General features: G+C 74.8%; 16 protein-coding genes. 9 read left to right on the plus strand and 7 right to left on the minus strand.

Annotation, left to right across the window (positions count from 1 at the left end; translation table 11 throughout):
* Position 1 precedes the first annotated feature (1 nt).
* From rpsR to rplI, 3 genes are all read left to right on the plus strand, one after another.
* Positions 2 to 232 carry a 30S ribosomal protein S18 gene (gene rpsR / locus GGD88_RS07550; RefSeq protein ID WP_092784960.1) on the plus strand — a complete coding sequence of 77 codons (231 nt, stop codon included), beginning with the start codon at positions 2 to 4 and terminating at the stop codon, positions 230 to 232.
* Between the two features lie 102 nt (positions 233 to 334).
* Entirely contained in the window at positions 335 to 1,318 is a 984-nt protein-coding gene (locus GGD88_RS07555; protein ID WP_184433658.1) for a DUF2232 domain-containing protein, read from the plus strand.
* Positions 1,318 to 1,932 (plus strand): 50S ribosomal protein L9, encoded by a 615-nt coding sequence (gene rplI, locus GGD88_RS07560; RefSeq protein ID WP_184433962.1) that lies wholly within the window; start codon positions 1,318 to 1,320, stop codon positions 1,930 to 1,932. Before GGD88_RS07555 ends, rplI begins: the two co-directional genes overlap by 1 nt.
* Positions 1,933 to 2,089: 157 nt before the next feature.
* On the opposite strand, the gene ygfZ is transcribed toward rplI, so the two are convergent.
* Complete coding sequence (gene ygfZ / locus GGD88_RS07565; RefSeq protein ID WP_184433661.1) at positions 2,090 to 3,052, minus strand: CAF17-like 4Fe-4S cluster assembly/insertion protein YgfZ; 963 nt, start codon at positions 3,050 to 3,052, stop codon at positions 2,090 to 2,092.
* Positions 3,053 to 3,148: 96 nt separating this feature from the next.
* Between ygfZ and GGD88_RS07570 the strand changes: the two genes are divergently transcribed.
* From GGD88_RS07570 to cimA, 5 genes are all read left to right on the plus strand, one after another.
* Positions 3,149 to 4,207: a glycosyltransferase gene (locus GGD88_RS07570; RefSeq protein ID WP_184433664.1), complete on the plus strand. Its 1,059-nt coding sequence runs from the start codon at positions 3,149 to 3,151 to the stop codon at positions 4,205 to 4,207.
* 59 nt (positions 4,208 to 4,266) lie between these two features.
* Positions 4,267 to 5,238 carry a glycosyltransferase family 9 protein gene (locus GGD88_RS07575; RefSeq protein WP_184433667.1) on the plus strand — a complete coding sequence of 324 codons (972 nt, stop codon included), beginning with the start codon at positions 4,267 to 4,269 and terminating at the stop codon, positions 5,236 to 5,238.
* A 220-nt stretch (positions 5,239 to 5,458) separates the two neighbouring features.
* Positions 5,459 to 6,490 carry a glycosyltransferase gene (locus GGD88_RS07580; protein WP_184433669.1) on the plus strand — a complete coding sequence of 344 codons (1,032 nt, stop codon included), beginning with the start codon at positions 5,459 to 5,461 and terminating at the stop codon, positions 6,488 to 6,490.
* Positions 6,491 to 6,576: 86 nt separating this feature from the next.
* Entirely contained in the window at positions 6,577 to 7,911 is a 1,335-nt protein-coding gene (locus tag GGD88_RS07585; RefSeq protein WP_343056306.1) for a dihydroorotase, read from the plus strand.
* A 111-nt stretch (positions 7,912 to 8,022) separates the two neighbouring features.
* Positions 8,023 to 9,651 (plus strand): citramalate synthase, encoded by a 1,629-nt coding sequence (cimA, locus tag GGD88_RS07590; protein WP_184433675.1) that lies wholly within the window; start codon positions 8,023 to 8,025, stop codon positions 9,649 to 9,651.
* A gap of 56 nt (positions 9,652 to 9,707) precedes the next feature.
* Here cimA and GGD88_RS07595 read toward each other — a convergent pair whose 3' ends face one another.
* The 6 genes from GGD88_RS07595 to GGD88_RS07620 form a co-directional block, all read right to left on the minus strand.
* Positions 9,708 to 10,115, minus strand: coding sequence for a hypothetical protein (locus tag GGD88_RS07595; protein ID WP_184433678.1), 408 nt, complete (start codon positions 10,113 to 10,115; stop codon positions 9,708 to 9,710).
* Positions 10,112 to 11,560 (minus strand): efflux transporter outer membrane subunit, encoded by a 1,449-nt coding sequence (locus GGD88_RS07600; RefSeq protein ID WP_184433681.1) that lies wholly within the window; start codon positions 11,558 to 11,560, stop codon positions 10,112 to 10,114. The genes GGD88_RS07595 and GGD88_RS07600 overlap by 4 nt, the downstream gene beginning before the upstream one ends.
* Positions 11,557 to 14,685 (minus strand): efflux RND transporter permease subunit, encoded by a 3,129-nt coding sequence (locus tag GGD88_RS07605; protein ID WP_184433684.1) that lies wholly within the window; start codon positions 14,683 to 14,685, stop codon positions 11,557 to 11,559. The genes GGD88_RS07600 and GGD88_RS07605 overlap by 4 nt, the downstream gene beginning before the upstream one ends.
* Positions 14,686 to 14,701: 16 nt before the next feature.
* Positions 14,702 to 15,799: an efflux RND transporter periplasmic adaptor subunit gene (locus GGD88_RS07610; RefSeq protein ID WP_184433687.1), complete on the minus strand. Its 1,098-nt coding sequence runs from the start codon at positions 15,797 to 15,799 to the stop codon at positions 14,702 to 14,704.
* 178 nt (positions 15,800 to 15,977) lie between these two features.
* Positions 15,978 to 20,291: a translocation/assembly module TamB domain-containing protein gene (locus GGD88_RS07615; protein WP_184433690.1), complete on the minus strand. Its 4,314-nt coding sequence runs from the start codon at positions 20,289 to 20,291 to the stop codon at positions 15,978 to 15,980.
* A 3-nt stretch (positions 20,292 to 20,294) separates the two neighbouring features.
* Entirely contained in the window at positions 20,295 to 22,112 is a 1,818-nt protein-coding gene (locus GGD88_RS07620; protein ID WP_184433693.1) for a BamA/TamA family outer membrane protein, read from the minus strand.
* 342 nt (positions 22,113 to 22,454) lie between these two features.
* On the opposite strand from GGD88_RS07620, the gene GGD88_RS07625 reads away from it, so the two are divergent.
* Positions 22,455 to 23,270, plus strand: a complete 816-nt coding sequence (locus tag GGD88_RS07625; protein ID WP_184433696.1) for an RNA methyltransferase — start codon at positions 22,455 to 22,457, stop codon at positions 23,268 to 23,270.
* Positions 23,271 to 23,388: the final 118 nt, after the last annotated feature.

Consider the following 23,388-nt stretch of genomic DNA (forward strand, 5'->3'; position numbering starts at 1 on the left):
CATGGCGCGACGTCCGTTTTTCCGTCGGCGCAAGACCTGCCCGTTCTCGGGGGCCAACGCGCCGAAGATCGACTACAAGGACATCCGGCTGCTGTCGCGGTACGTGTCCGAGCGCGGCAAGATCGTGCCGAGCCGCATCACGGCGGTGTCGGCGAAGAAGCAGCGCGAGTTGGCGCGCGCCATCAAGCGGGCGCGGTTCCTCGGCCTGCTGCCCTACGTCATCCGGCAGTAGCCACGGCGCGCCGCGCCGGTGGTGCGCGCGGTTCGGGTCGCCCCGCGGCTCGGGCGTGCGTCACTCGCGCGAGCGCGACGCGCTCGACAGGACGGCCTCACCATGCCCCAGACCGTGCTGATCGCCCTGGCCGCCGGCATCGCCGGCGCGCTGCTTTATGCGGCGATGCTGGCCCTGGGGCCGGTGGCCGGCGCCATCCCTTGGTTCCTATCGCCGGTGCCGCTGCTGCTGGCCGGGTTCACCCTCGGCCGGGCCGGCGGCTTCGTCGCCTGCGGCGTCGGCGCCCTGGCCTTCGGTCTGGTCAGCCTGTCGGGCGGGGCCGGGACACTGTACCTGCTGTCGGACGCCCTTCCGGCCGCCCTGGTGGTGGCCTGGGCGCTGCGGCCGGCCCCCGGCCTGACCAACCCGGCCCCGGCGCGGTCCCGGGCCTGGATGCCGGCGGGGACGATCCTGGCCCGGCTGGCCCTGTTGCCGCCGCTGGGGATGGTCGTCCTGGCCCTGCTGGCCCCGTCCCACGCGGACGGCCTTCAGGGCCTGCTGCGCGAGCAGATCGGTGCCGGGCTGGACCGCATGCTGGCCGAGGCCGGGTCGGGGGCGATGCCGGCGCTGGACGGGGCCACCCGCGGCGCGGTGCTGGACAGCGCGGTCCAGTTCCTGCCCGGCGGCATGGCGATGTCCTGGCTGTTCCGGATCGTCGTCGCCGCCGTCCTGGCGCAGGCGCTGGCGCAGCGGCTGGGACGGGCGGTGCGGCCGTCGCCGGCCTATGGCGCGCTCGAACTGCCGGCCTGGTATGGCGCGGTCTTCGCCGCCGTCGTGCTGGCGTCGGTGGTGCTGGCGGGCGATGCCGGCTACGTGGCATGGTCGGCCGCGCTCGGCCTGTCGCTGCCGTTCCTGCTGTTGGGTTTCAAGCTGGTCCACCAGGTGGCCCGGCGCACGCCCCAGCCCACCCTGGTGCTGGTCGTGTTCTACATCGTGTTTCTGTCCGTGTCGGCCGTGGCCATCGTCGCCATGGTGCTGGCCGGACTGGTTGAGTATGCGGCCACGCTGCGCAGGCGTGCGGCCGGCCGGGCATCGGAGGAGGAATGATGGACGTCATTCTGCTGGAACGTATCGAAAACCTGGGCTTCATGGGCGACGTGGTGAAGGTGCGCCCGGGCTACGCCCGCAACTACCTGCTGCCGCAGCGCAAGGCCCTGCGCAAGACCGACGCCAACATGCGCTACTTCGAGGCGCAGAAGGCCGAGATCGAGGCCCGCAACCTGAAGCGCAAGGAGGAGGCCGAACAGGCCGCCGAGCGCATGGCCGGGGTCTCCCTGGTGCTGGTGCGCCAGGCCGCCGAGGGCGGTCAGCTCTACGGCTCCGTGACCGCCCGCGACATCGCGGACGAACTCAAGGAGCAGGGCTACACCGTCGGCCGCTCGCAGGTGCAGCTCAACACCCCGATCAAGGTGCTGGGCACCACCGAGGTGCGGCTGTCCCTGCACTCGGAGGTGAGCGTCACCGTGCCGGTCACGGTGGCCCGCAGCCTGGAGGAGGCCGAGCGCGCCGCCGAGGCGGAAGCGGAGGCGGCCGAGGCCCGGGCGCTCGCCGAGGCGGATGAGGCCGAGAGCGAGGAAGCCGAGGCGCTGGGCGACATGGGCCTGGAGCCGGACGAGGTGCTGCCCGCCGACGGCGACATCGACGCGGCCCCGACCCCCTGAGCCACACCGCCTGACCCAAGGCGGCTCGGCTCAGCGGGGGAGCCCCCGCCGTCCTCCCGTGATCCGGCCGAAGCCCGGCGCCCGGCGTCCCCCTAGGGACCGCCGGGGCCGGGCTTTTCGGCGTGGGCGCTCCCGATTCGCGAACGGCCGGCGGCGGCTATCCCGCCCCGGCCGGCTCCGGCAGAACCATCCAGTCCGGCACCCGCGGCGTCAGGCGGCTGTCGCCGCACACCAGCGGTGCCCCCGTGGCCAGCGCCTCCAGCCGGACCACGGCCAGGCCCAGGCCCTGGGTACCGTCCAGGGTCAGACCGGAGCGCATCTCGCCGGCGTCCTTGCCGGCCTCGGTGCGCAGCGGTGTGCCGGGCTCGGGCACCGGTCCCTCGACCGCAACCGGCATCAGCCGCCGCTTGAGCAGGCCGCGGTACTTGGTGCGCGCGGTCAGCTCCTGCCCCATGTAGCAGCCCTTCTTGAAGTCGACGCCCGCCAACTCCTCCAGGCCCACTTCCAGGGCCGTGCTCTTCTCGACGATCATGTCGCGCGAGCCGTCCGGCAACCCCAGCGGCAAGCGGTGGCGGTCGTAGGCGTCCGGCTCGACCAGACGCGCCCCCAGGCCGTCCAGGATCGCCCCGGCACGCTCCGCCGGGAGATACAGGCGGGCCCCTCCGGCCGCCAGACGTGGATCCACCATCGCCAGACCGTCACCGTCGCCGTCGCCGTTCCCCAGCCGGCGGACCGCCCCGGCCGTGGCGGGCAGGCCAAGGGCCGCCAGGGCGCCCGCACCCCACGCCGCCGCCACGGTCCAGCCCTCGGCCACCACCAGGGTGATCTTCGAGCGCAGACGGAACTTCCACAACCGCGCCCGCAGGTCCTCCAGCCGCGCCGCCTCGCTTTCGATCAGCCAGGCGTCGCCATGGGCCGCCAGGAACAGATCGAACAGGACCTTGCCCTGCGGCGTCAGCAAGGCGGCATGCACGGCGCGGTCGGGCGCCAGCCGCGTCACGTCATTGGTCACCAGGCCCTGAAGGAAGGGCGCCCGGTCCTCTCCGCTCAGGGACAGCAGGCCCCGGGTCTCCAGAATGGTGGCGTCGAACGCGGACGGCGCGGCGGCGGCGGCGGTCATGGCGGGCGCTCCTTTCGGCACGCGGCGGGTCTGCGGGAGACGTAGGCCGCCGGCGCGGCTTGGCAAGGTCCCGGACGCGGGCGTATAAGGCGGCGCATGCGCATCCTGTTTGCCGACGATGGCGTGGCCTACGATGGGCGGACGCCGGCCGAGGAGCCCCTGGGCGGTGGCGAGCGCGCCGTCGTGGGGCTGGCGCGGGCGCTGGCGGCGCGCGGCCATGTGGTGTCCGTCGCGACCCCGATCATCGACCCGGTGCGCGTCGACGGCGTGGCGTGGCTGCCGCTCCCGATGGACGAGGGCGACCGCTCGCTGCCCGACGAGGTCGACGTACTGGTCGCGGTGCGCCGGCCGTCGCTGCTGTCGCTGCCGGTGCGGCCGGGACGCCGGGTGCTGTGGGTACTGGGCCGGCCGGACTATCTGATCCGGCCGTCGGTGCGCGCGCGCCTCGCCAACCGCCATCCCGATCTGCTCTACATCAGCGAAAGCCAACGCGCCGCCGGCCCCGACAGCGCCGGCATGGGGGTCAGTGTGCTGGCGCCGGGCGTGGCGCCGGCCTTCCTCGACCGTGCGGCGCCGGCCCCCGCCGAGCCGCCGGTGGCGGTCGCCACCGTCCACCCCGTCCACGGCGACCTGGGATGGCTGCTGGATCGCTGGGAACACGGCATCGGCCCGGCGGTGCCCGCGGCCCGGCTGCACCTGTACTCCGCGCTGCTGTCCGCCGGGCTGGCCGGCGAGCCGGTGCCGGAGGCGCTGACGCCCACGGTGGCGCGGGTGCGCGCCCTGGCGGGGCACGGCGTCGAGGTGCGCGAGCCGCAACCCGAGGCCGCCCTGGCCGACGCCTGGCGCACGGCGCGCGTGTTCCTGCATCCGGGGGCGCCCTGGGACCATGCCTGTTGGCCGTTGGCCGAGGCCCAGGCGCTCGGCCTGCCGGCGGTGGCACGTCCGCTGGGCGGGGCCTCCGAACGCATATCCAACGGCGACAGCGGCATGCTGGTGCCGGATGACGACGCCTTCGTCAACGTGACGATTCAGATTCTGACCGACGACGGCCTGCACGCCGGCATGGTGGAGGAGGCCCGCGCCTCGACCCGGCGGCGCGGCTGGGGCACGGTCGCCGACGAGTTGGAGGCGCACTGGTTCCGGTTCGGCCGCTGACCCGACCCGACCGGATCCGACCCGACGCCGGCCGGCACACGCCCCATCACCCGAGGACCATGAGACTGCTGTTCATCACCAACAGCCGCATCGGCGATGCCGTGCTGTCGACCGGATTGCTGGACCACCTGATCCGGACCCATCCGGGGGTTCGGGTCACGGTGGCCTGCGGCCGGGTGGCGGCGCCGCTGTTCGAAGGCGTACCGGGGCTGGAGCGCCTGCACGTGCTGGACAAGCGCCCGCGCGCCGGGCACTGGCGGGCGCTCTGGGCGGCCACCGTGGGCACGCGCTGGGACATCGTCGCCGACCTGCGCGGCTCGCCCGTGCCGTGGCTGCTGCGCGCCGGCCGCCGGTTGCGCCCGCGCGGCGATAGCGCGGCGCCCGTGCACCGGGTGCGCCGCATCGGCGCGGCGCTGGGGCCGGCGGGCCGTGCCGATCCGCCGGCGCCGCGGCTGTGGACCCGGCCGGCCGACGAGGCGGCGGCGGCCGCCGCCCTCGCCCCCGCCGGGGACGCGCCCGTTCTGGCGCTGGCCCCGGCGGCCAACTGGATCGCCAAGACCTGGCCGGCCGACCGCTTCGTCGCCCTGGCGCGGCGCCTGACCGCGCCGGACGGCGCCCTGCCCGGCGCCGCCGTCGCGGTGTTCGGCGGCCCGCAGGACCGCGACGCCGCCCGTCCGGTGCTGGACGCGCTGGCCGGCCCGCGCCTGTTGGATCTGGTCGGCGGGCTGCCGCTGCTCGGCGTCCACGCGGCGCTGGCCCGCTGCACGCTGTTCGTTGGCAACGATTCCGGCCTGATGCACATGGCTGCCGCCGCCGGCGTGCCGACGGTCGGTCTGTTCGGCCCGTCGCGCGACGACCATTATGCGCCCTGGGGACCCCGCAGCCGTGTCGTGCGCACCGACGAGCCCTATGCGGCGCTGTTCCCGCCCGACCTCGACCCGGCCACCGTGACCGAAAGCCGGATGACGTCGCTACCCGTCGGGCGGGTCGCGGCGGCCGCCGCCGCGGTGTTGCGAGAGACCGCCGCCTGACGCCCCCACGCCCGGGCCGGACATTGACCGGCCGGCGCTTTTGGCCTGTGATGGGGGCGGCTCGCGGGACCCGGTGCGGGCGCCACCATCTCGCCACCGTCGGCCGTATGCTGGCCCCAGGTCCTGGGGTCCCAGGTCCTGGGGTCCGGTGCGTCCGGCCCGGGGCAGCCGCCCGCCGTCCACCGTCCCCTGACCCGCTGCCGCAAGGGAGCCCCGTTTCATGGATCCGCGAGTCCTGCAGGCCATCACCGGTGACGCCATCGGCGGCACCGAGCGGTTCTTCGAACGCCTCGTGCTGGCCCTGCATCGCGACGGCATCCAGCAACTGGTGATGCTGCGGGACGTCCCCGACCGGGTGGCGCGGCTGCGCGAGGCCGGCCTGCATCCGGTGACGATGAAGTACGAAGGCCTGGAGTTCCTGGTGCGGCGGCGCATCAAGGGCTACCTGCGCAGCTTCCAGCCCGGCCTGGCGGTGGCCTGGACGCCCGACACGGTGCCCCACCTGACCGGCATGGGGGTGCCGGTGCTGGGGCGCTGGGGGGTGGGCAAGCCTCTGGAGGCCTATCGCCACTGCCAGCACCTGCTGGTGCACAGCGGCGCCGAGCAGGACACCCTGCTGGCCCGCGGCTGGCCGCGCGAGCGGGTGCACCTGCTGCCGCCGCTGGTCGACCAGACGCCGCTGCCCCCGGTGGCGCGCAAGACGCTGTTCACGCCCGAACAGGCGCCGCTGCTGTTCACCGCCGGGCAGATGACCGACCGGCGCGACATCGCCACCATTCTGCGCGTCATGCAGCGGCTGCCCGAGGTCTATCTGTGGATCGCCGGCGATGGCCCCGAGCGCGACACCCTGGAGCACATCGCCTATGAGCTGGGAATCAAGCCGCGCGTGCGCTTCCTGGGCTGGCGCGAGGATCTGGGCGCGCTCTATGCCGCCAGCGACGTGGTGGTGTGCACCGGCCGCGACAGCGTGCCCGATCACGCCGCCCTGGAGGCCTGGGCGCATGGCAAGCCCGTGGTCGCGGTCGGCCGGCTGGATCCGCAAACGGTGATGCGCCCGAACGAGAACACCCTGCTGCTGCCCGCCGATGACCTGGTCACCGTCACCCAGGGCCTGAAATGGCTGCTGATGGAGCCGGGGGCACTGGACATTCTGATCCAGGCCGGGCAGGAGACGTTCGGACACGGGCATATGGTCTCGCAGGTGCTGGCGCGCTATCGCGGGCTGTTCTCCCAGGTGGCGAACCTGGACTAGACTGCACGGCAGCGGGGAGAGCGAGCCCGCCCCGAACGCAACACGATGAGATGAGACGACACGAGACGAGACGGGGGAGAGAGGGCGTGGACACAACGCGGTCTTACGATCTTCTGTTGCGGGGCGGCACGGTGCTGACGCCATCGGGACCGCAGGCGACGACGGTCGCGGTCCAGGGCGGGCGGATCGCCGCGCTGGGCGTTCCGGCGACGACCCCGGCGCGCGAGGTGCTGGACCTGACCGGGCTGCACGTGCTGCCGGGCGTGATCGACAGTCAGGTGCACTTCCGCGAACCCGGCCTGGAGCACAAGGAGACCCTGGAGAGCGGCACCCGCGCCGCCGTCCTGGGCGGGGTCACGGCGATCTTCGAGATGCCCAACACCAGCCCCAACACCGACAGCCCGGCGGCGCTGGCCGACAAGCTGGCGCGGTCCGAGGGCCGGGCCTGGTGCGATCATGCCTTCTTCCTGGGCGCCACCGACGCCAACGCCGACAGCCTGGGCGAGTGGGAGACCCTGCCCGGCTGCGCCGGCGTCAAGGTGTTCATGGGCTCGTCGACCGGCTCGCTGCTGGTGGAGGATGACACCGCCCTGCGCCGGGTGCTGGCCAGCGGCCGCCGCCGGGTGGCGGTGCACGCCGAGGATGAGGCGCGGCTGCGCGAGCGCAAGGCGATCGCGGAGGAGCGCGCCGACCCGGCCGCCCACCCCGACTGGCGCGACGTCGAGACCGCGGTGCGGGCCACGCGGCGGCTGCTGGCGCTGGCGCGCGAGACCGGCCGGCGGGTGCACGTGCTTCATGTCACGACCGCCGATGAAATGGAGATGCTGGCCGAGGCCCGTGACCTCGCCACCGTCGAGGTCACGCCCCAGCACCTGACCCTGGCCGCACCCGACTGCTACGAGGGCCTGGGCAGCTTCGCCCAGATGAACCCGCCGATCCGCAACGCCTATCACCGCGCCGCGCTGTGGCGGGCGGTGACCGACGGACTGGTCGACGTCATCGGCTCCGACCATGCCCCGCACACGCGCGAGGAGAAGTCCCTGCCCTACCCGCAGTGCCCGTCCGGCATGCCGGGGGTACAGACGCTGGTGCCGGTGATGCTGGCGCACGTCCATGTCGGACGGCTCAGCCTGGCGCGGTTCGTCGACCTGACCAGCGCCGGCCCGGCGCGGCTGTACAACATCGCCGGCAAGGGGCGGATCGCGCGCGGCTATGACGCCGACTTCACCATCGTCGACCTGAACGCGGACCACACCATCGACAACGCCTGGATCGCCAGCCTGTGCGGCTGGACCCCCTACCACCGCATGCCGGTGACCGGCTGGCCGGTGATGACGGTGATCCGCGGCCGGGTGGTGATGCGCGATGGCGCCGTGCTCGGCACCCCCCAGGGCCGGCCGGTGCGCTTCCAGGGGGTGTAGAGCGCGCTGCCCGTCGGCGTTGCGCCCGTCATGGCCCTGGTGCACAGTGCGCCGTTCGGGATCCGCGCCGCGCGCGCGCCGCCCACCGATGACAGCAGAGCGACCCCGGCCATGAGCGACACCCGCGTTTATCTGTTCGACAGCACCCTGCGCGACGGCGCGCAGACCCATGGCGTCGACTTCTCGGCCCCCGACAAGGCGGCCATCGCGCAGGCGCTCGATGTTCTGGGGATCGACTACATCGAGGGCGGCTGGCCGGGGGCGAACCCCACCGACGACGCCCTGTTCGCCGACCCGCCGCCCCTGAAGCGGTCACGCCTGTGCGCCTTCGGCATGACCCGGCGGTCCGGCCGCAGCGCCGACAACGATCCCGGCCTGCGCGCCCTGGTGCAGGCCGAAGCCCCCGTGGCCGTGCTGGTCGGCAAGAGCTGGGACTTTCAGTGCCGGGTGGCCCTGGGGGTCGAACCCGACGAGAACCGCCGCATGATCGCCGAGAGCCTGGCCTTCATGGCCCGCGAGAAGGCCGAGGTGATGTACGACGCCGAACACTTCTTCGACGGCTACAAGGCCAACCCCGCCTACGCCACCGCCTGTGTCGCGGCGGCGCTGGAGGCCGGCGCGCGCTGGGCGGTGCTGTGCGACACCAACGGCGGCGCCCTGCCGCACGAGGTGGGCGAGATCGTGGCCGCCCTGGTGGCGCAGGGCATCCCGGGCGACCGTCTGGGCATCCACTGCCACAACGACACCGACAACGCGGTCGCCAGTTCGCTGGCCGCCGTGCGCGCCGGCTGCCGCCAGGTGCAGGGCACCATCAACGGCCTGGGCGAACGCTGCGGCAATGCCAACCTGATTTCGGTGATTCCCAACCTGGTCCTCAAGATGGGCTACGACGTCGGCCTGAAGCCGGACGGGCTGGCCCAGCTCACCGAGGTCTCCCGCACCCTGGACGAGCGCCTGAACCGCGCGCCCAACCCCCATGCGCCCTACGTCGGCGAGTCGGCCTTCGCCCACAAGGGCGGCCTGCACGTCTCGGCGGTGGAGAAGGACCCGCGCTGCTACGAGCACATCGACCCCGCGCTGGTGGGCAACCGGCGCCAGATCCTGGTCTCGGATCAGGCCGGGCGCTCCAACGTGCTGGCACGGCTGCGCGAAATCGGGCTCGACGTCGATCCGAACGCGCCCCAGGTGGCCCGGGTCGTGGACGAGGTCAAGCTGCGCGAGTTCAAGGGCTACGCTTACGACGGCGCCGGCGCCTCGTTCGAGCTGCTGGCCCGGCGGCTGCTGCACCGGGTGCCGGACTACTTCCGCCTGACCAGCTTCCGCGTCATCGACGAACGGCGCTGGAACGCCCGTGGCGAACTCATCACCCTGTCCGAGGCCACCATCAAGGCGGTGATCGGCGACGAGCACCACATGACGGTCGCGGAGGGCAACGGCCCCGTCAACGCGCTCGATGCGGCCCTGCGCAAGGTGCTGCTGCCGGTCTACCCGCAGCTCGCCGACCTGCGGCTGGTGGACTACAAGGTGCGCATCCTGACCCCGGAGGCCGCCACCGCCGCCGTCACGCGGGTGATGATCGAAAGCGCCGACAGCGCCGGCAACCGCTGGACCACGGTCGGCGTGTCGCCGAACGTGATCGACGCGTCCTATAACGCGCTGCACGACTCGATCACCTACAAGCTGTTCTCGGCCGGCGTGGCGGCCGCGACACACGGCGCCGACGCGACAGCGGCGGAATAGGCCGCCGCGCCCCGGCGGATGGGCCGACTGACGCGGGCCGACTCCGGCCTGCGGGGCTACGTGGTCTGAGATTCGATCGACTGCGTCCGGGTCAGCCAGGCGACGAACGCGCGGATGTCCGCCTCGCGATAGCCCAGCAGCCGGCCCAGTTCGGTACACGCCTCCTCGCCCGGCACAGCGCGCAGGGCATGGGCCCTGTCGATGCGCCACTCCTCCCCGGGCAGCGCGTAGTACAGCCACCGCACGGTATGGCGCCCATCCGGCGTCGGCTCCCGATACTCCCACATCACCAGCCGTCCGGTGGCAACGTGCGGAGCGAAGCGGTCGTCGGGCCACACGTACGGCGACGGCACGATGTCGCAGAACAGGGCCAGCGGCTTCTCGCCGGCCAGCATGAGGGCCAGCTCGCGCCCCTCGTGGGGTCCGACGCCCGCAGGCGGATCAGGCTCAGGCCCGGATGTCATGATCGCCGCCCCTCGGTTCGTCTGGACACCCCGTCGGCGCCCGGCCCAGGGACGGGCGCCCCCGCCGCCGCGTACAGATCGGCGATGGCCCGGGCCACGTCGGCCCGGGCGGTCACCAGCGCCTGGCGATTGTCGAGCCGCGTGCGTTCCGCGTCCAGCACATCCAGGAACCCCACCAGCCCCTGGGCGTATAGTCCGCGCGCCTGCCCCACGGCGGTCTCACTGGCGGTCACGGCCTCGGCCAGATCGTCGGCGCGGGTCCGCGCCGCGGCCAGCGCCCCCAAGGCGGTCTCGACCTCGGCCACCGCCTGCACCAGCGTCGCGCGATAGGCCAGCAGGGCCTCGCGCGCCCGCGCCTCGGCGGCCGCGATCCGACCCCGGCGCGCCCCGCCGTCGAGCAGCGGGATGTCCAGACTCGCCGCCAGCGTCGCCACCAGCGACCGCACCACGTCGGCCGTGCCCAGCCCGGTGCTCGACAGCGTGAGGGTTCCCGGGAGGGTCAGACGCGGGTACAGGGCCGCCTCGGCGACCCCGATCTCCGCCGTCGCGCGCGCCAGGTCGGCCTCCGCCGCGCGCACGTCGGGGCGCGCCCGCAGCAGGTCGCGCGGCAGCCCGATGTCCGGACCCCCGGCATAGGCCGGCACCGCCCCGGGCACCGGCGGATCGTCCGCCCCGTCGCCCCCGACCAGCACCGCCAGCGCGGCCTCCGACTCGGCCAGGCCGGTCCGCAGCGGCCCGCGCCGCGCCCGGGTGGCGGCCACCTGGGCCTCGGCGCGACTGACGTCCAGGGCGGCCGCCAGACCGGCCCGGAAGCGACGGCGCACCAGACCCAGGGTCTGGCGCTGCACCTCCAGCGAGGCGTCGATCAGATCCAGCCCGGCGCGGTCGCGGGCGATGTCCAGGTAGCGGCGCACCACGTCCGCCGCCACCTCGCGGCGCAGGTCGTCGCGCAACAACGCGCGGCGGCGCGCCTCGGCCGCGGCCGCCTCGACCGCGCGGCGCTGGCCGCCGAACAGGTCCGGCCCCCAGGAGAAGGCCAGACCCGCCCGGGCGGTCCCCGTCACGGTCTCCTGGTCGCGCGGCGGATCGCGAAGCAGGCGGGCGTCGGCATCGGCCCCGCCGGTGCCGTCGAGCGTGGGGCCGTCGGCCGCCGCCGCCACGCCCACCAGCGCCCGCGCTTCCGCCAGACGGGCACGCGCGGCGGCGATCTCCAGATTGCCCGCCAGCGCCCGCGCCACCAGGGCGTTCAGCCGCGCGTCCCCGAAGCCCCGCCACCAGGCGGCGTGGGCCGCCGCGCCCTCCGGCAGCCGCCCCCCGGCGTCCGCCCCGCCGCGATAGGCCGCCGGCGTCTCCAGGTCCGGCGGGGCGTAGTCCGGCCCCACGGTCGCCAGGCAGCCCGACAACAGCAGCCCGACCCCGGCCACGAGCATGCGCGCGCGCGTCATTCCGCCGGGGCCTCCTCGCCGCGGTCGGGGATGGTGGCGGCGTGCGCCAGTTCGCGCTCCAGGCGCGCGCCCTCGGCGGCGCGCGGCCGCACCAGTCGTGCCAGCCCCAGATAGGCCAGCGGGGTGAGATAGAGCGTGATCAGCGCCGCCAGCCCGAGCCCGCCGAACACCACCCAGCCGATCGCCGCGCGGGCCTCGGCGCCCGGTCCGGTGCTCAGAATCAGCGGCAACCCGCCCAGCACGGTGGAGACCATGGTCATGACGATGGGCCGCAGCCGCACGGAGGCGGCCGTGGTCACCGCCGCGCGCACAGACAGGCCACGGTCGCGCAATTGATCGGCGAACTCCACCAGCAGGATGCCGTTCTTCGCCATCAGCCCGATCAGCATCACGAACCCGATCTGGGAATAGATGTTGAGCGAGGTCCCGGTCAGGTGCAGGGCCATCACCCCGGCAGCCAGGCCGAAGGGGACGGTGGTCATCACCACCAGGGCCGAGACCAGGCTTTCGAACTGCGCCGTCAGCACCAGGAACACCACCACCAGAGCCAGGGCATAGGTCAGGGCCATGTCGCGCCCGGTCTCCTCCAGCGCCTCGGCCTCGCCCAGCGGGATCATCTCGACGTCGGCCGGCAGCACCGCGGCGGCCAGCGCGCGCAGCTCCGCCAGCGCCTCGGCCAGCGGCACGCCGGGCGCGATCTCGGCGTCGATGTCGATGGCCCGGCGCTGCTCGCGGCGGTCCAGCTCGGCCGGGACCCCCGCCTCTTCCAGCGCGATCAGCCCGGACAGTGGCACCAGCGCCCCGCCCTCGGCGCGGACGTAGAGGTTGGCGAGGTCGCCCGGATCGTCGATGGCACCGCCGCGCGACTCCAGCACGATCGGGATCGCTTCGTCGTCCAGGCTCAGGTCGGCGATGTCGTCGCCGTCGATCATGGCGCGCAGGGTGGCGGCCAGCGCATCGAGGGAGATACCCAGGTCGGCGGCGGCGCGCCGGTCGAGCCGCACCGACAGCTCCGGCTGGGTGGGCTGATAGGCGATGTCGGGATCGCTCAGCGTGGTGGCGCGATCCTCGATGGCCCGGGCCAGGGCCTTGGCGGCCTCGAACAGGCGGCCGTAGTCGTTGCCGATCAGGGCGAGTTCCATGCCGCCGCCCTGACCACGCAGGCCGAGCGAGTTCGACCCGAACACGCCGGCCCGCACCCCGGGCAGCGCCGCCAGCGGTCCACGCAGGTCGTTCATGATCTGCTGCTGGTTGCGCGCCCGCTCCGACCAGGGGGCCAGCGGCGCGATCACGAACACCCGGTTGGGATCCCAGCGCCCGACGATGGTCAGCGCCCGTTCGATCTCGCCCGACTCGATGAGCGGCGCCAGCAGGGCCTCGATGTGGTCGGCCTGACGCGCCGCGTAGGTCAGATTGGCACCGTCCGGGCCGCTGGCGGAGACGAACAGAACCCCCCGGTCTTCCGGCGGCAGCAGCTCGCGGTCGAGGTCCCGGTACAGCCCCCAGCCCAGCCCGCCGAACACGATCGCCCCCGCCAGAACCACCAGCGGCGCCGCCAGCACGGCGGCCAGCGAGCGATCATAGAGCCGGGCCAGGGCACGCCCCGCCACACCCAAGGGGCCGCGCCGCCCGCCGGGCGCGCCCGCCGGCAGCCGCGCGGCCAGCGCCGGCACCAGCGACAGCGCGACGAACGAGGAGATGGTCACCGCGATGGCCAGGACGACGCCGAACTCCTCGAACAGCCGGCCGGTCATGCCGGGCAGCAGCGAGATCGGCACGAACACCGACACCAGGGTCGCCGTCGTCGCCACCACCGCGAAGAACACCTGGCGGGTGCCCAGCACCGCGGCCGCGCGGCTGCCCAGGCCCTGGGCCTTGCGCCGCTGCACGTTCTCCAGCACGACGATGGAATCGTCTACGATCATGCCGGTCGCCAGCACCAGCGCCAGCAGGGTCAGGATGTTGATAGAGAAACCCAGCAGCCAGATGGCAGACACCGTACCGACCAGGGCGATCGGGATGCTGACCGTCGGAATCAGGGTCGGCCGCAGCGCCCCGATGAACACCCACAGGGTCACCACCACGATGACCACGGCCAGCACCAGCGTGGTCAGCACCTCCCGCACCGACCCCTTGATGAACACCGCGTCGTTCGAGGTCACCAGGATCTCGACGTCCCCCAGGCGGGCGTTCAGGCGCGCGACGGCGGCGGTGACGCCATCGGCGATCGCGATCGTGTTGGAGCGCGCCTGGCGGATGATGCCGAGACCGATGACCCGGCGGCCGTCGAGCCGGAAGACGCTGGTGGCGTCTTCCGGGCCGAACCAGACCTCGGCCACGTCGCCGACGCGGACCGTCTCGCGGATCACCAGGGCCTCGATGTCGGCGGGCGTGACCACGCGGGCATCGGCGCGCACGATCAGGTCCATGTCCCGGGATTCGAAGCTGCCGGCCGGCACATCCAGCGGCGCCGTCCGCAGCACCGCCGCCACATCGCTGACCGACAGCCCGTGCGCCGCCAGCCGCAGCGGGTCCACGACCACGCGGAGCTGGCGCTCGCGGTCGCCATAGACCGAGACGTCGGCCACCCCCGGCACCGAGACCAGGGCCGGGACCACATCGGTCTCGACCACCCGGGTCAGGGCCGCTTCGTCCAGGGTCTCGCCGGACACGGCCAGCCGCAGGATCGGCTGGGCGTCGGCATCCGCCTTGACGACGGTCAGTTGTTCCACACCGTCGGGCAACTGGCGCTCGATCCGGCTGACGGCCTCGCGCACGTCGGCGGCGGCGGCCTCCAGATCGGCGCCGGGGTGGAACTCGGCGCGGATGCGGAAGTTGTTCTCCTCGCTGGCGGACCGCAGGCTGCGCAGCCCGGAGACGCGCGCCACCGCGGCCTCGACCACCGACGTGACCTCGGCGTCCATGGTCTCCGGCGCGGCACCGGGGAACTCGCCGCGGACCGAGACGATGGGCCGGTCGACGTCGGGCAGTTCGCGCACCTCCACCCCCAGGATGGCGGCGATCCCGGCCAGCGCGATCAGCAGGTTCAGCACCAGCACCAGCAGCGGCCGGCGGATCGCCAGCGAGGGCAGGTCGGCGCGCGCGGCCACAGGCTCATCGGACACGGCGGGCTCCTCCGCGCTAGCTGCCGGCCGTGGCGGCGGCGCTGGGCACCGGCTCGGTCAGGGTCACCGCGATGCCCGGGCGCATGCGCTGGATGCCCTCCACCACCACCGGCTCGCCGTCCTCCAGGGCGCCCTCGACCAGCGCGACACCCGCCCGGCGCTGGACGATGCGCACCGCCTCGCGCTCGGCCTGACCGCCGCGCACCACCCACAGGAACGGGCCGTCGGCCCCCCATTGCACGGCGATCTCCGGCACCAGCGGGTGGCGCGGACCGGTCAGATCGACCCCCACAACGAAGCTCATGCCGGGGCGCAGCGTATCAGCGGGGTTGTCGACCCGGGCGCGCAGGGTGACGGTGCGGGTCTGCGGGTCCACGCGGCTGCCGATGTCGACCACCCGGCCGGACACCGGGGCCTCCCGGTCGCCCCAGGGGGCCACGTCCACGCTGTCGCCGACGCCGATGCGGCCGAGCGCGGTCTCCGGCAGCTCGAACCGCACCCGCAGCGCGCTGCGATCGTCCAGGGTCGTGACGGCCTGATCGGGCGTGACCCGATCGCCGACGTCGATGTCCGTCAGCCCGACGCGACCGGCGAACGGGGCCGTGAGGGTGCGGTCCTCCAGCGCCACCTCGGCCTGGCGGCGGGCGATGCGCGCGGCCTCCAGGGTGGTGCGGGCCTCATCCACGGTGGAGGCCGGCACCGCCCCGCGCCCGGCGCTCTCGTAGCGCGCCAGCAGGCGCTCGGCCTCGGCCACCCGGGCCTCGGCCAACTCCAGGGCCAGCGTCTCGCGGCGCGCATCCAGCGCCAGCAGCACGTCGCCCGCCGCCACGCGCTGGTCGGCGGTGAAGCGCACCGCCACCACCTCGCCGGCGGCCGCGGGATGCAGGGTGGCCGAGCGGATCGCCTCGCCGGTGCCGACGGCCTCCAGACGGGTGGTCTCGGGCCGCAGCACCACCGGCTCGACCACCACCCGGGGGCCGGCGCGCTCGGCCGTGGCGCCGGCCGGAGCGCCGCCGTCGCCGCCGGCGGCCAGCAACGGCCCGCCGTACTGGTAGGCGAGCGCGGCGCCGCCCAGGATCGCGGCGGCCACCAGGCCCTGATGGATCATCTTCATGGCTGTCCCCTGACGCCCGGTCCGGGTCCGCCGGCGCGGACCCGGGTGGGTCATGGCACGCCGGCGCGCACAGCGCGAACCGTTGCGTCGCCGTGGCAGGATACGGCGTCGTCCGGGGCGGGTCGAGGCATCATCCCGCCGGCTCCCGGACCCGCCGGCGCGGATCACCGCTGCCGGATCAGTAGTCCATCTCCCACATCACGCCGACCTCGCCCTGGCCCGAGCGGGCCGCCTTGCTCTCCACCTTGAAGCCGGCGCCCAGGTCGACCTCCACGGTGACCCCGCCGCTGCCCGCTTCGATTCCCTGTTCGACGCCGACATAGATGTCGTCGCCCAGATAGGTGCCGGCCTCCAGGCCTTCGCCGCCCACGCTCAGCACGTCGAGCCCGGTCGCGCGGCGCAGGCTGTCGACCACATTGAGCCCGTCGCCGTCGGTGGCGCCGCTGAGCGACGCCAGCACCCGCGCCACCTGCACCGTCTCGACCGTGGTCAGGGCACCGCTGCGCTTGCCGAACAGAATGCGCGAAATCACCTCGTCGCGCGGCAACGGCGGCTGGGACTCCAGCACCAACGCCGGGTCGCGGGCCGGACCGCGCAGGCCCACCCGGGCCTCCAGGCCTGTGGTCTCGTAGACCGCGATCACCTCCAGCAGCGGATTGACCGGGGTGCCACCGGCGAACCGCACCTCGCCGGTCTCGACGGTGAAGGTCTTGCCGACCGCGTCCAGGGTGCCGCGGCGGACGGCGATGGTGCCGGTGATGCGCGGCGCCGCCGCCGTGCCGCCGACCGACAGGTCGCCGGCCCACTCCGACTCCAGCCCCTGGCCCGAGACATAGACCCGGTTGGGCATGCGCACGGCGATGTCGAGGCGAACGGGAAAGCCGGTGTCGGCCGGCCCGCCGCTTACCCCGGCGCCCGTCTCCTCCTCCGCCGTCGCCTCGGCCGCCGATGCATCCTCCAGCGCGGCCAGGGCGGACCGGCCGGCGTCGTCGATCTCGACCACCTCCAGGGTCTGTACGGACCCTCCGCCCCCACCGATCAGCCGCACCCGCACCTCCTCGGTCTCGACCGTCCCGGTCAGCGCGGCCCCGGTGCCCTCCAGGTCGAACGCCAGGTCGGCATCGGCCCGCGCCGTCACGTCGTCGCGGCGCAGCAGCACCATGTCGTCGAGCGTGGCGGTGACCCGCCCGGTGGGGCCGTCGCCGGCCAGACGCACGTCGCCCTCGGCGGACAGGCGCCCGGCCCCGCCGTCCCCACCCGTCAGCGACACGGTCACCCGGTCCGACCCGGCGGCGGTGGCGGACAGCGACAGGTCGTCCAGCAGCGTGCCCAGGGTCAGGTGTTCGTAACGGCCGCCGGCGAGGCGCACCTCGGCATCCACGGCCGGCGCCGCCAGCGACCCGGAGACCGCCGCGTGCAGGGTCAAGTCCCCGGCCAGCCGGTGCTCGACCAGGGGCAGCATCTCCCACACCCGGGCCACCGGCCCCTCCCAGTCCACGCGCGCCGACAGCGGGGCGGTCTCGGGCATCGCCGCCCCGCCGCCGAGCCGCAGCGGCAGATCCGCCGACAGCCGGGCGGGGGTGTCGGCGAACCCGCGCACCGTGGCCTCGGCGCCCAGGCGACCGTCCCGCAGGGTGCCCGAGACGTCGGCCGCCAGGGGCGGCGCCGCCTCGGCGCGGGCCAGGGCAACCTCGCGGGCGGTCAGCGACAGGGTGCCGCGCGGCGTCGGCAGCCGGCCCCGCAGGCTGGCCGACAGGTCCAGGCGGCCGCCCAGGCCGAGATCGGGCACCGCCAGATCGGCGAGACCGAGCGGCAGGTCCGCGCCGGTCACGGCCAGATCGAGCCCGCCGTCGGGCGCCAGGCCGCCCTCGACCGTCAGGGTGCCGTCATCGAGAGCCAGCGCCAGCCGGTCCACGCGCGCCGGGCCGTCCAGCGCCACCGTCGCCGGCCCGCGCAGCGCCACCCGGTGCCCGGCGCTGTCCAGCGCCAGCCGCTCCAGCACCACGCGGGCCGTCGCGGCCAGGCCCGGCGGCTGCACCCGGGCCGCCGTTTCCAGCGCCAGCGTGCCGGTCGGCCCCGCGCCCGCCAGTTCGGCCGTCACCGCAAGGTCGGCCAGTGGCCCGGCCGCTGTCGCGGTCAGCCGGTCCCAGGTCACCCCGCCGGCGGTGCCGTCGCGGGCCTGCACGCGGGCATCCAGACGCGGGGTGTCGAGGGCATCGGTGAGCGTGGCCTCCAGGTCCACCGCCCCGAGGGCACCGTCGGCGTCGGCGAGTCCGAGCGCCGGCGCCCGGGCCGTCACCTCGACCCGCTGGCGCCCCTCCGGAGCGGCCAGGGCCACGCGGGCGTCGAGCGACCCCGACAGCGGCGGCAGCCCCCAGCCGGCCAGCGCGCCGGGTTCCGAGACCGCCAGCGCCAGATCCCCGGTCGTCAGCAGGGTCGCGAAATCGGTCTCGGTGCCGCCGCTCAGGCGCGCCCCCGGCACCGTCAGCACCAGGTCGGAAACACGGACCCGGGCATAGCCCGGCAGGGCGAACGCGGTCTCCAGATCGAGCCGGCCGCCCGGCCCGGTGCCGTTCAAACGGGCGCTGCCGGTGGCCCCCGACGCCAGGCCGGCGGCGGCGGCTTCCAGCGTCACGTCGTCCCAGGCCATGCCGGCGAGGGTCGCGGCGGGCAGGCGCGCCGTGGCGGTGACGGCCGGGTCCGCGAGCGGTCCGGACAGGGCGGCATCGACGGTGACCGCGCCCCCCGCGGCCCCGTCCGTCACCCGGCCCAGGTCGTCGAGGGTCACGGTCGCGTCCGCGTCCAGGTGGGCAAACGCCGCGTCGATCGCCAGCGTGCCGGTCAACCCGGCGTGCGCGCCCTGCAGCGCCAGGTCCGCCACCCGCAGCCCGTCGGCCGGATCATAGGTCACGCGGCCGGACAGGTCCGGCGCCGCGCCCAGCACGGCGTCGGCCGGGGCCACACCCAGCGCGGCGTCGGACAAGGCCAGCCGGACCATACCGGTCACCGGCGCGTCCGCCGTCACGGTCACCCCGGAGAGGGTCAGCACGCCGCCGCCGGTGGGGGAAAGGCCGCCCAGCACCGGGGCCAGACGGCCCAGATCCGCCACCTCCAGGCGGGCCGCCGCCGTCGCGTCGAGCGCGGGGGCGGTCGTCACGGTGCCGTCCGCGGTCAGCATCAGGCCCCGGTCGTCGGCCAGCCTGAGGCGACCGATCTCGGCCCGCCCGTCCGCGAGCGCATAGGTCGCCGCCGCCGTCAGGTCGAGCGGACGCGACAGCAGCCCGGTCACGGCCGGGGGCCCGCGCAGCCCCGCGACCCGCGCGCTCAGGTCGAGGGCCACCACGGGCGTGGGACCGTCCAGCGGACCGTCCGGCGTGGCGCTGGCGGTCAGGGTCAGGCTCGCAGCCCCGAAGGCGGCCGTGCCGCCCTCGCGCAGAGTGGCCTCGGCCGTCACCGTGGGCGCCGCCAGCGGCCCCTCGGCCCGCGCCGCCAGCGTCAGGCGCTCGCCCAGCACCGCCTGCCACATCGCCGGCGCCCCGGCGCCCGGCGTCGCGGCGAGGTCCAGCGTCAGCGACGGCGCCTCCGGATCGGCCAGGCCCAGGCCCACCGCGCCCGCCACCGACGCCAGTCCCTCGGCCGACGCCTCCAGCCGGCCGGTCCAGTCGGACAGCGGGCCGTCGCCGTCCAGGGTCATCGTCCAGCCGGCGGCCCCCGGCAGGCCGGCCAGGGCGGACAGCAGGCCGCCCTGCTCCTCCCCGGCCTCCAGCGTCACCGCCACGCGGTCCAGGGCGGGACCGTGCAGGCGGCCCTCCAGCGCCACCCGGCCGGGCCGGCCGTCGATCCGGCGGGCCTCCAGCCGCGCCGTCACGGCGGTCGGCGCGCCCGCATCGCCGGCGCTGTCCACCCCGCCGGTCACATCAAGCAGCACCGACTGGCCCACCAGACCGGCGCCCAGGTGCGTGCCCTCCAGCGCCACGCGGTCGATCCGCAGCGCCCCCAGCAGGCGCGGATCCAGGCCCCCGCCGGTGTCCGGGTCGGCGGGCGCCCCGCCAGCAGACGGCAGCACCGGCGGGCGATCCACGGCCAGCGCCGACGCCGTGACCGCGGTGATGTGCAGCCGCCGCGACAGCAGCGCCAGCGGATCCCACGCCAGCCCGATGCTGTCGGCGCTCAGCCAGACCCCCTCGGCGTCGGCCACCGTCAGGTCGACCAGCCGCACCGAGACCGGCAGATCACCCTCCAGGGCGCCGAGCCGGACGGTGATCCCGTCGATGCCGTTGACCAGCTCGAGAACGGTGGCGGTCAGCCACGCCCGCCCCGGATCCGTCCGCACCACCCACACGGCCGCGCCGGCCAGGGCCAGGACCAGCACCAGGACGGCCAGCAGCCCGCGCGCCAGCCACCGCCGCAACCGGCGGCGGCGCGGACGGGGCGGCGGTGGCGACGGCGGCGGGGCGGCCGGCGCGGCGATGCGGTCGGAAGACTCCGCCATGGCTCAGAACGCCTGTCCCAGACTGATGTAGACCTGAAACCGGTCGTCGGCGTCGCGCGGGTTCAGGGGCACGCCGATATCGACGCGAAGTGGGCCGAAATCGGTGTAGTAGCGCGCCCCCAGGCCGGCCGCCCACAGCACATCGCCGCCCAGATCGGGGACCGCCTCGTCGCCGACCAGACCCGCGTCCACGAACGGGACCAGCCCGATGCTGTCCGTCACCTTGATCCGCGCCTCCAGCCCCAGCTCCAGCGCCGAGCGCCCGCCGCGCGGGTCGCCGTCGTCGTCCAGCGGCCCCACCATCTGGTGACCGTAGCCGCGCACCGAGCCGCCGCCGCCGGCGTAGAGCCGGCGATGCGGCGGCACCGCGTCGGTCTCGGCGCCGACCAGGCTGGCAAGGCGTCCGCGTGCCGCCAGCACCAGGCCGTCGTCCTCCAGCGGCGTCCAGTAGGCCGACCCGGAGAGGTCGGCGACCGCGAAGCCGAGCGCGGCCCCCTCGCCCCGACCCGCGAACGGGGTCAGGGACAGCGACAGCCGGGTGCCGGCGGTCGGATCGAGCACATCGTCCACGGTCTCGCGCGCGACCCCGAGCGGCACCCCCACCAGATAGCTGCTGTCGGTGCCGTCCTCGTCCTTCAGCCGGGCCAGGTCCAGCGACACCCCGCCCGACAGGCGCCACACGTCGTTCAGCCGGCGTTCGACCCCGGCGCCGGCCCGCGCGGTCAGGCCGGTATAGGCCTCGCGCTCGACCCGCTCCAGATCGCCGGACAGTCGCAGCGACTGGTCCGGATGCAGGAACCAGGGCTTTTCGAACACCAAGCCGGCGGTCTGGCTCACCGGTGCCAGATCCACGGTACCGCGCAGCCGCTCGGCCCGGCCGAGAAGATTGCGGTGCGTCCAGTACAGCCGCACCCCCGGGCCGTCGTCGGTCGAATAGCGCAGGCCGCCGCCGACCGAGCGGGGCGGCGCCTCGGTGACCGCGACCACGACCGGTAGCCGTCCATCCGCCTCCGCGGCCTCCGCCGGGCGCACCGTCACGGAGGAGAACAGCCGCGTCTCCAGGATACGGTTGCGGTAGGCGTCGAGCTGGCGGGTATCGAAGACGGTGCCCGGCGTCCACGGCGCCAGATCGCGCAGCACATCCGCCTTGAGCCGCTCCAGGCCCTCGATGCGGACGCCGCCGAAGCTGGCCGCCGGGCCGGGATCGACGCGTAGCCGCACCGCCATGGCGCGGCGGGCATGGTTGACGGCCACCCGGCGGTCGACGACCTCGGCGAACGGCCGTCCCTCGGCCCGCAGCCGGTCGATCAGCGCGCGTTCCGCCGCCAGCACGGCGTCCGACGTCGCCGGCTGTCCGGGGGCCAGGCCGACGCCGGCCAGGCTGGCGGGAAGGCTGGCGGGGCCACCGCTGGCGCCGGCGCCGGTGTAGGCGCCGGTGTACGCGACGGCGGTCTCGGCCACCGTGTAGCGCGGCCCCGGGGTCACCGACACCACCACCTGGACCTCGCGCGGCCCGTCCTCGATACGGCCGTCCACGTGGCCGGCGTAGAAGCCCTCGGCCCGCAGCACGTCACGGACGGTGGCCAGGTCGGACTCCAGGCGGCGGCGCAGCCCGAACCGGGTGGCCGGCGGCTCCCCCTCCAGCGCGCGCAGGGTCGACGCGCCCTCGACCGCGTCCATCAGGTCGACCGCCGCCGGCGGATCGGTCACACGCACCTCGACCGTGTACGGCACGCGCGGATCCGCCGGCTCGTCCTCCTCGGCCAGGCTCGCGTGGGGCACGGCCAGGACGAGGGCGGCGGCGAGCAGGGCGCGGGCCACGACCGCGCCGCCCCGCTGGGCGAGGGTGCGCGAGAGGGGCCGGGTGTGACGGCATGGTCGCACGGGCAGAAACACCGATCCCGGGGTGGGGTGTGTCCAATGCCGCCGAGCCTACCCTCGCCCCGGCGGGCCTGTCACGTGGCAGCACCGCGACCCGCCAGCCCGCGCCGGGGACTGTCGCGGACCGCCGAACGGCCTCGGAAAAAGGCGTGCGCGCGCGGGGCACGGCCGGTACAAGGGCCGTCACGCCCGGGACGACACCCCCGGCGGCGCCGGCCCCGCGTCGACAGGATACCCGACAGGGCCGGCCGGCCGGTCTCACCACGAGTCTCACCGCGGATCATGCAGGATACCACGTCACCCCCGGACCCCACCCCCGCCCCCGTCGTCGTGCTGGTGCGCCCGCAACTGGCCGAGAACGTCGGAACCGCCGCGCGTGCCATGATGAACTGCGCGCTGCCCGAACTGCGCCTGGTGGCGCCGCGCGAGGACTGGCTGTCGGAGAAGGCCATCGCCGCCGCCTCCGGCGCCGACGTCCTCCTGCGCCACGCCCGGGCGTACGACTCGACCGAGGCGGCGCTGGCCGACTGCCACCGCGTCTACGCCACCACCGCGCGCCGGCGCGACCTCATCAAGCCGCTGATGACGCCGCGCCACGCCGCCGGCGTGATGCGCGCGGCCGCCGATGCCGGCCAGCGCTGCGCGGTGCTGTTCGGACCGGAGCGCACCGGGCTGGCGAACGACGACGTGGCGCTGGCCGACGCCATCGTCGAGGTGCCCCTCAATCCGGTCCACTGCTCGCTGAACCTGGCCCAGGCGGTGCTCCTGGTCGGCTACGAGTGGTTCCAGGCCGGGGTGGACCGACCGCCGGTGGAGCTGATCACCAACGGCGCCGACCTGGCCGACCGCGCCATGCTGATGAGCTTCTTCCGCCACCTGGAGGCGGAACTGGATGCCTGCGGGTTCCTGCGCAACGAGGAGAAGCGCCCCGGCATGATCCGCAACCTGCGCAGCCTGTTCGAGCGGGCCGAACTGACCGTGCCCGAGGTGCGCACCCTGCACGGCGTGGTCAAGGAACTGCGCTGGGGCCGCCGGCCCGACCGGCCCAGACGCACCCAGGGGGGCGTACCGGCGGACTGGGCCGAGCCACGCAGTTAAAGCATGGCTCGGCGCCCCTCTCACGGGGCGCCGGGGACAGAGCCATGCGTCTGGTGCATTGGTCGACCGTCCCCATCTGGCGTATGGTTTCGGTTCCGGTCCCGGTTCCCATCGGCGA

Source organism: Roseospira goensis (assembly GCF_014197795.1).
In the GTDB taxonomy this organism is placed as follows: Bacteria; Pseudomonadota; Alphaproteobacteria; order Rhodospirillales; family Rhodospirillaceae; genus Rhodospira; species Rhodospira goensis.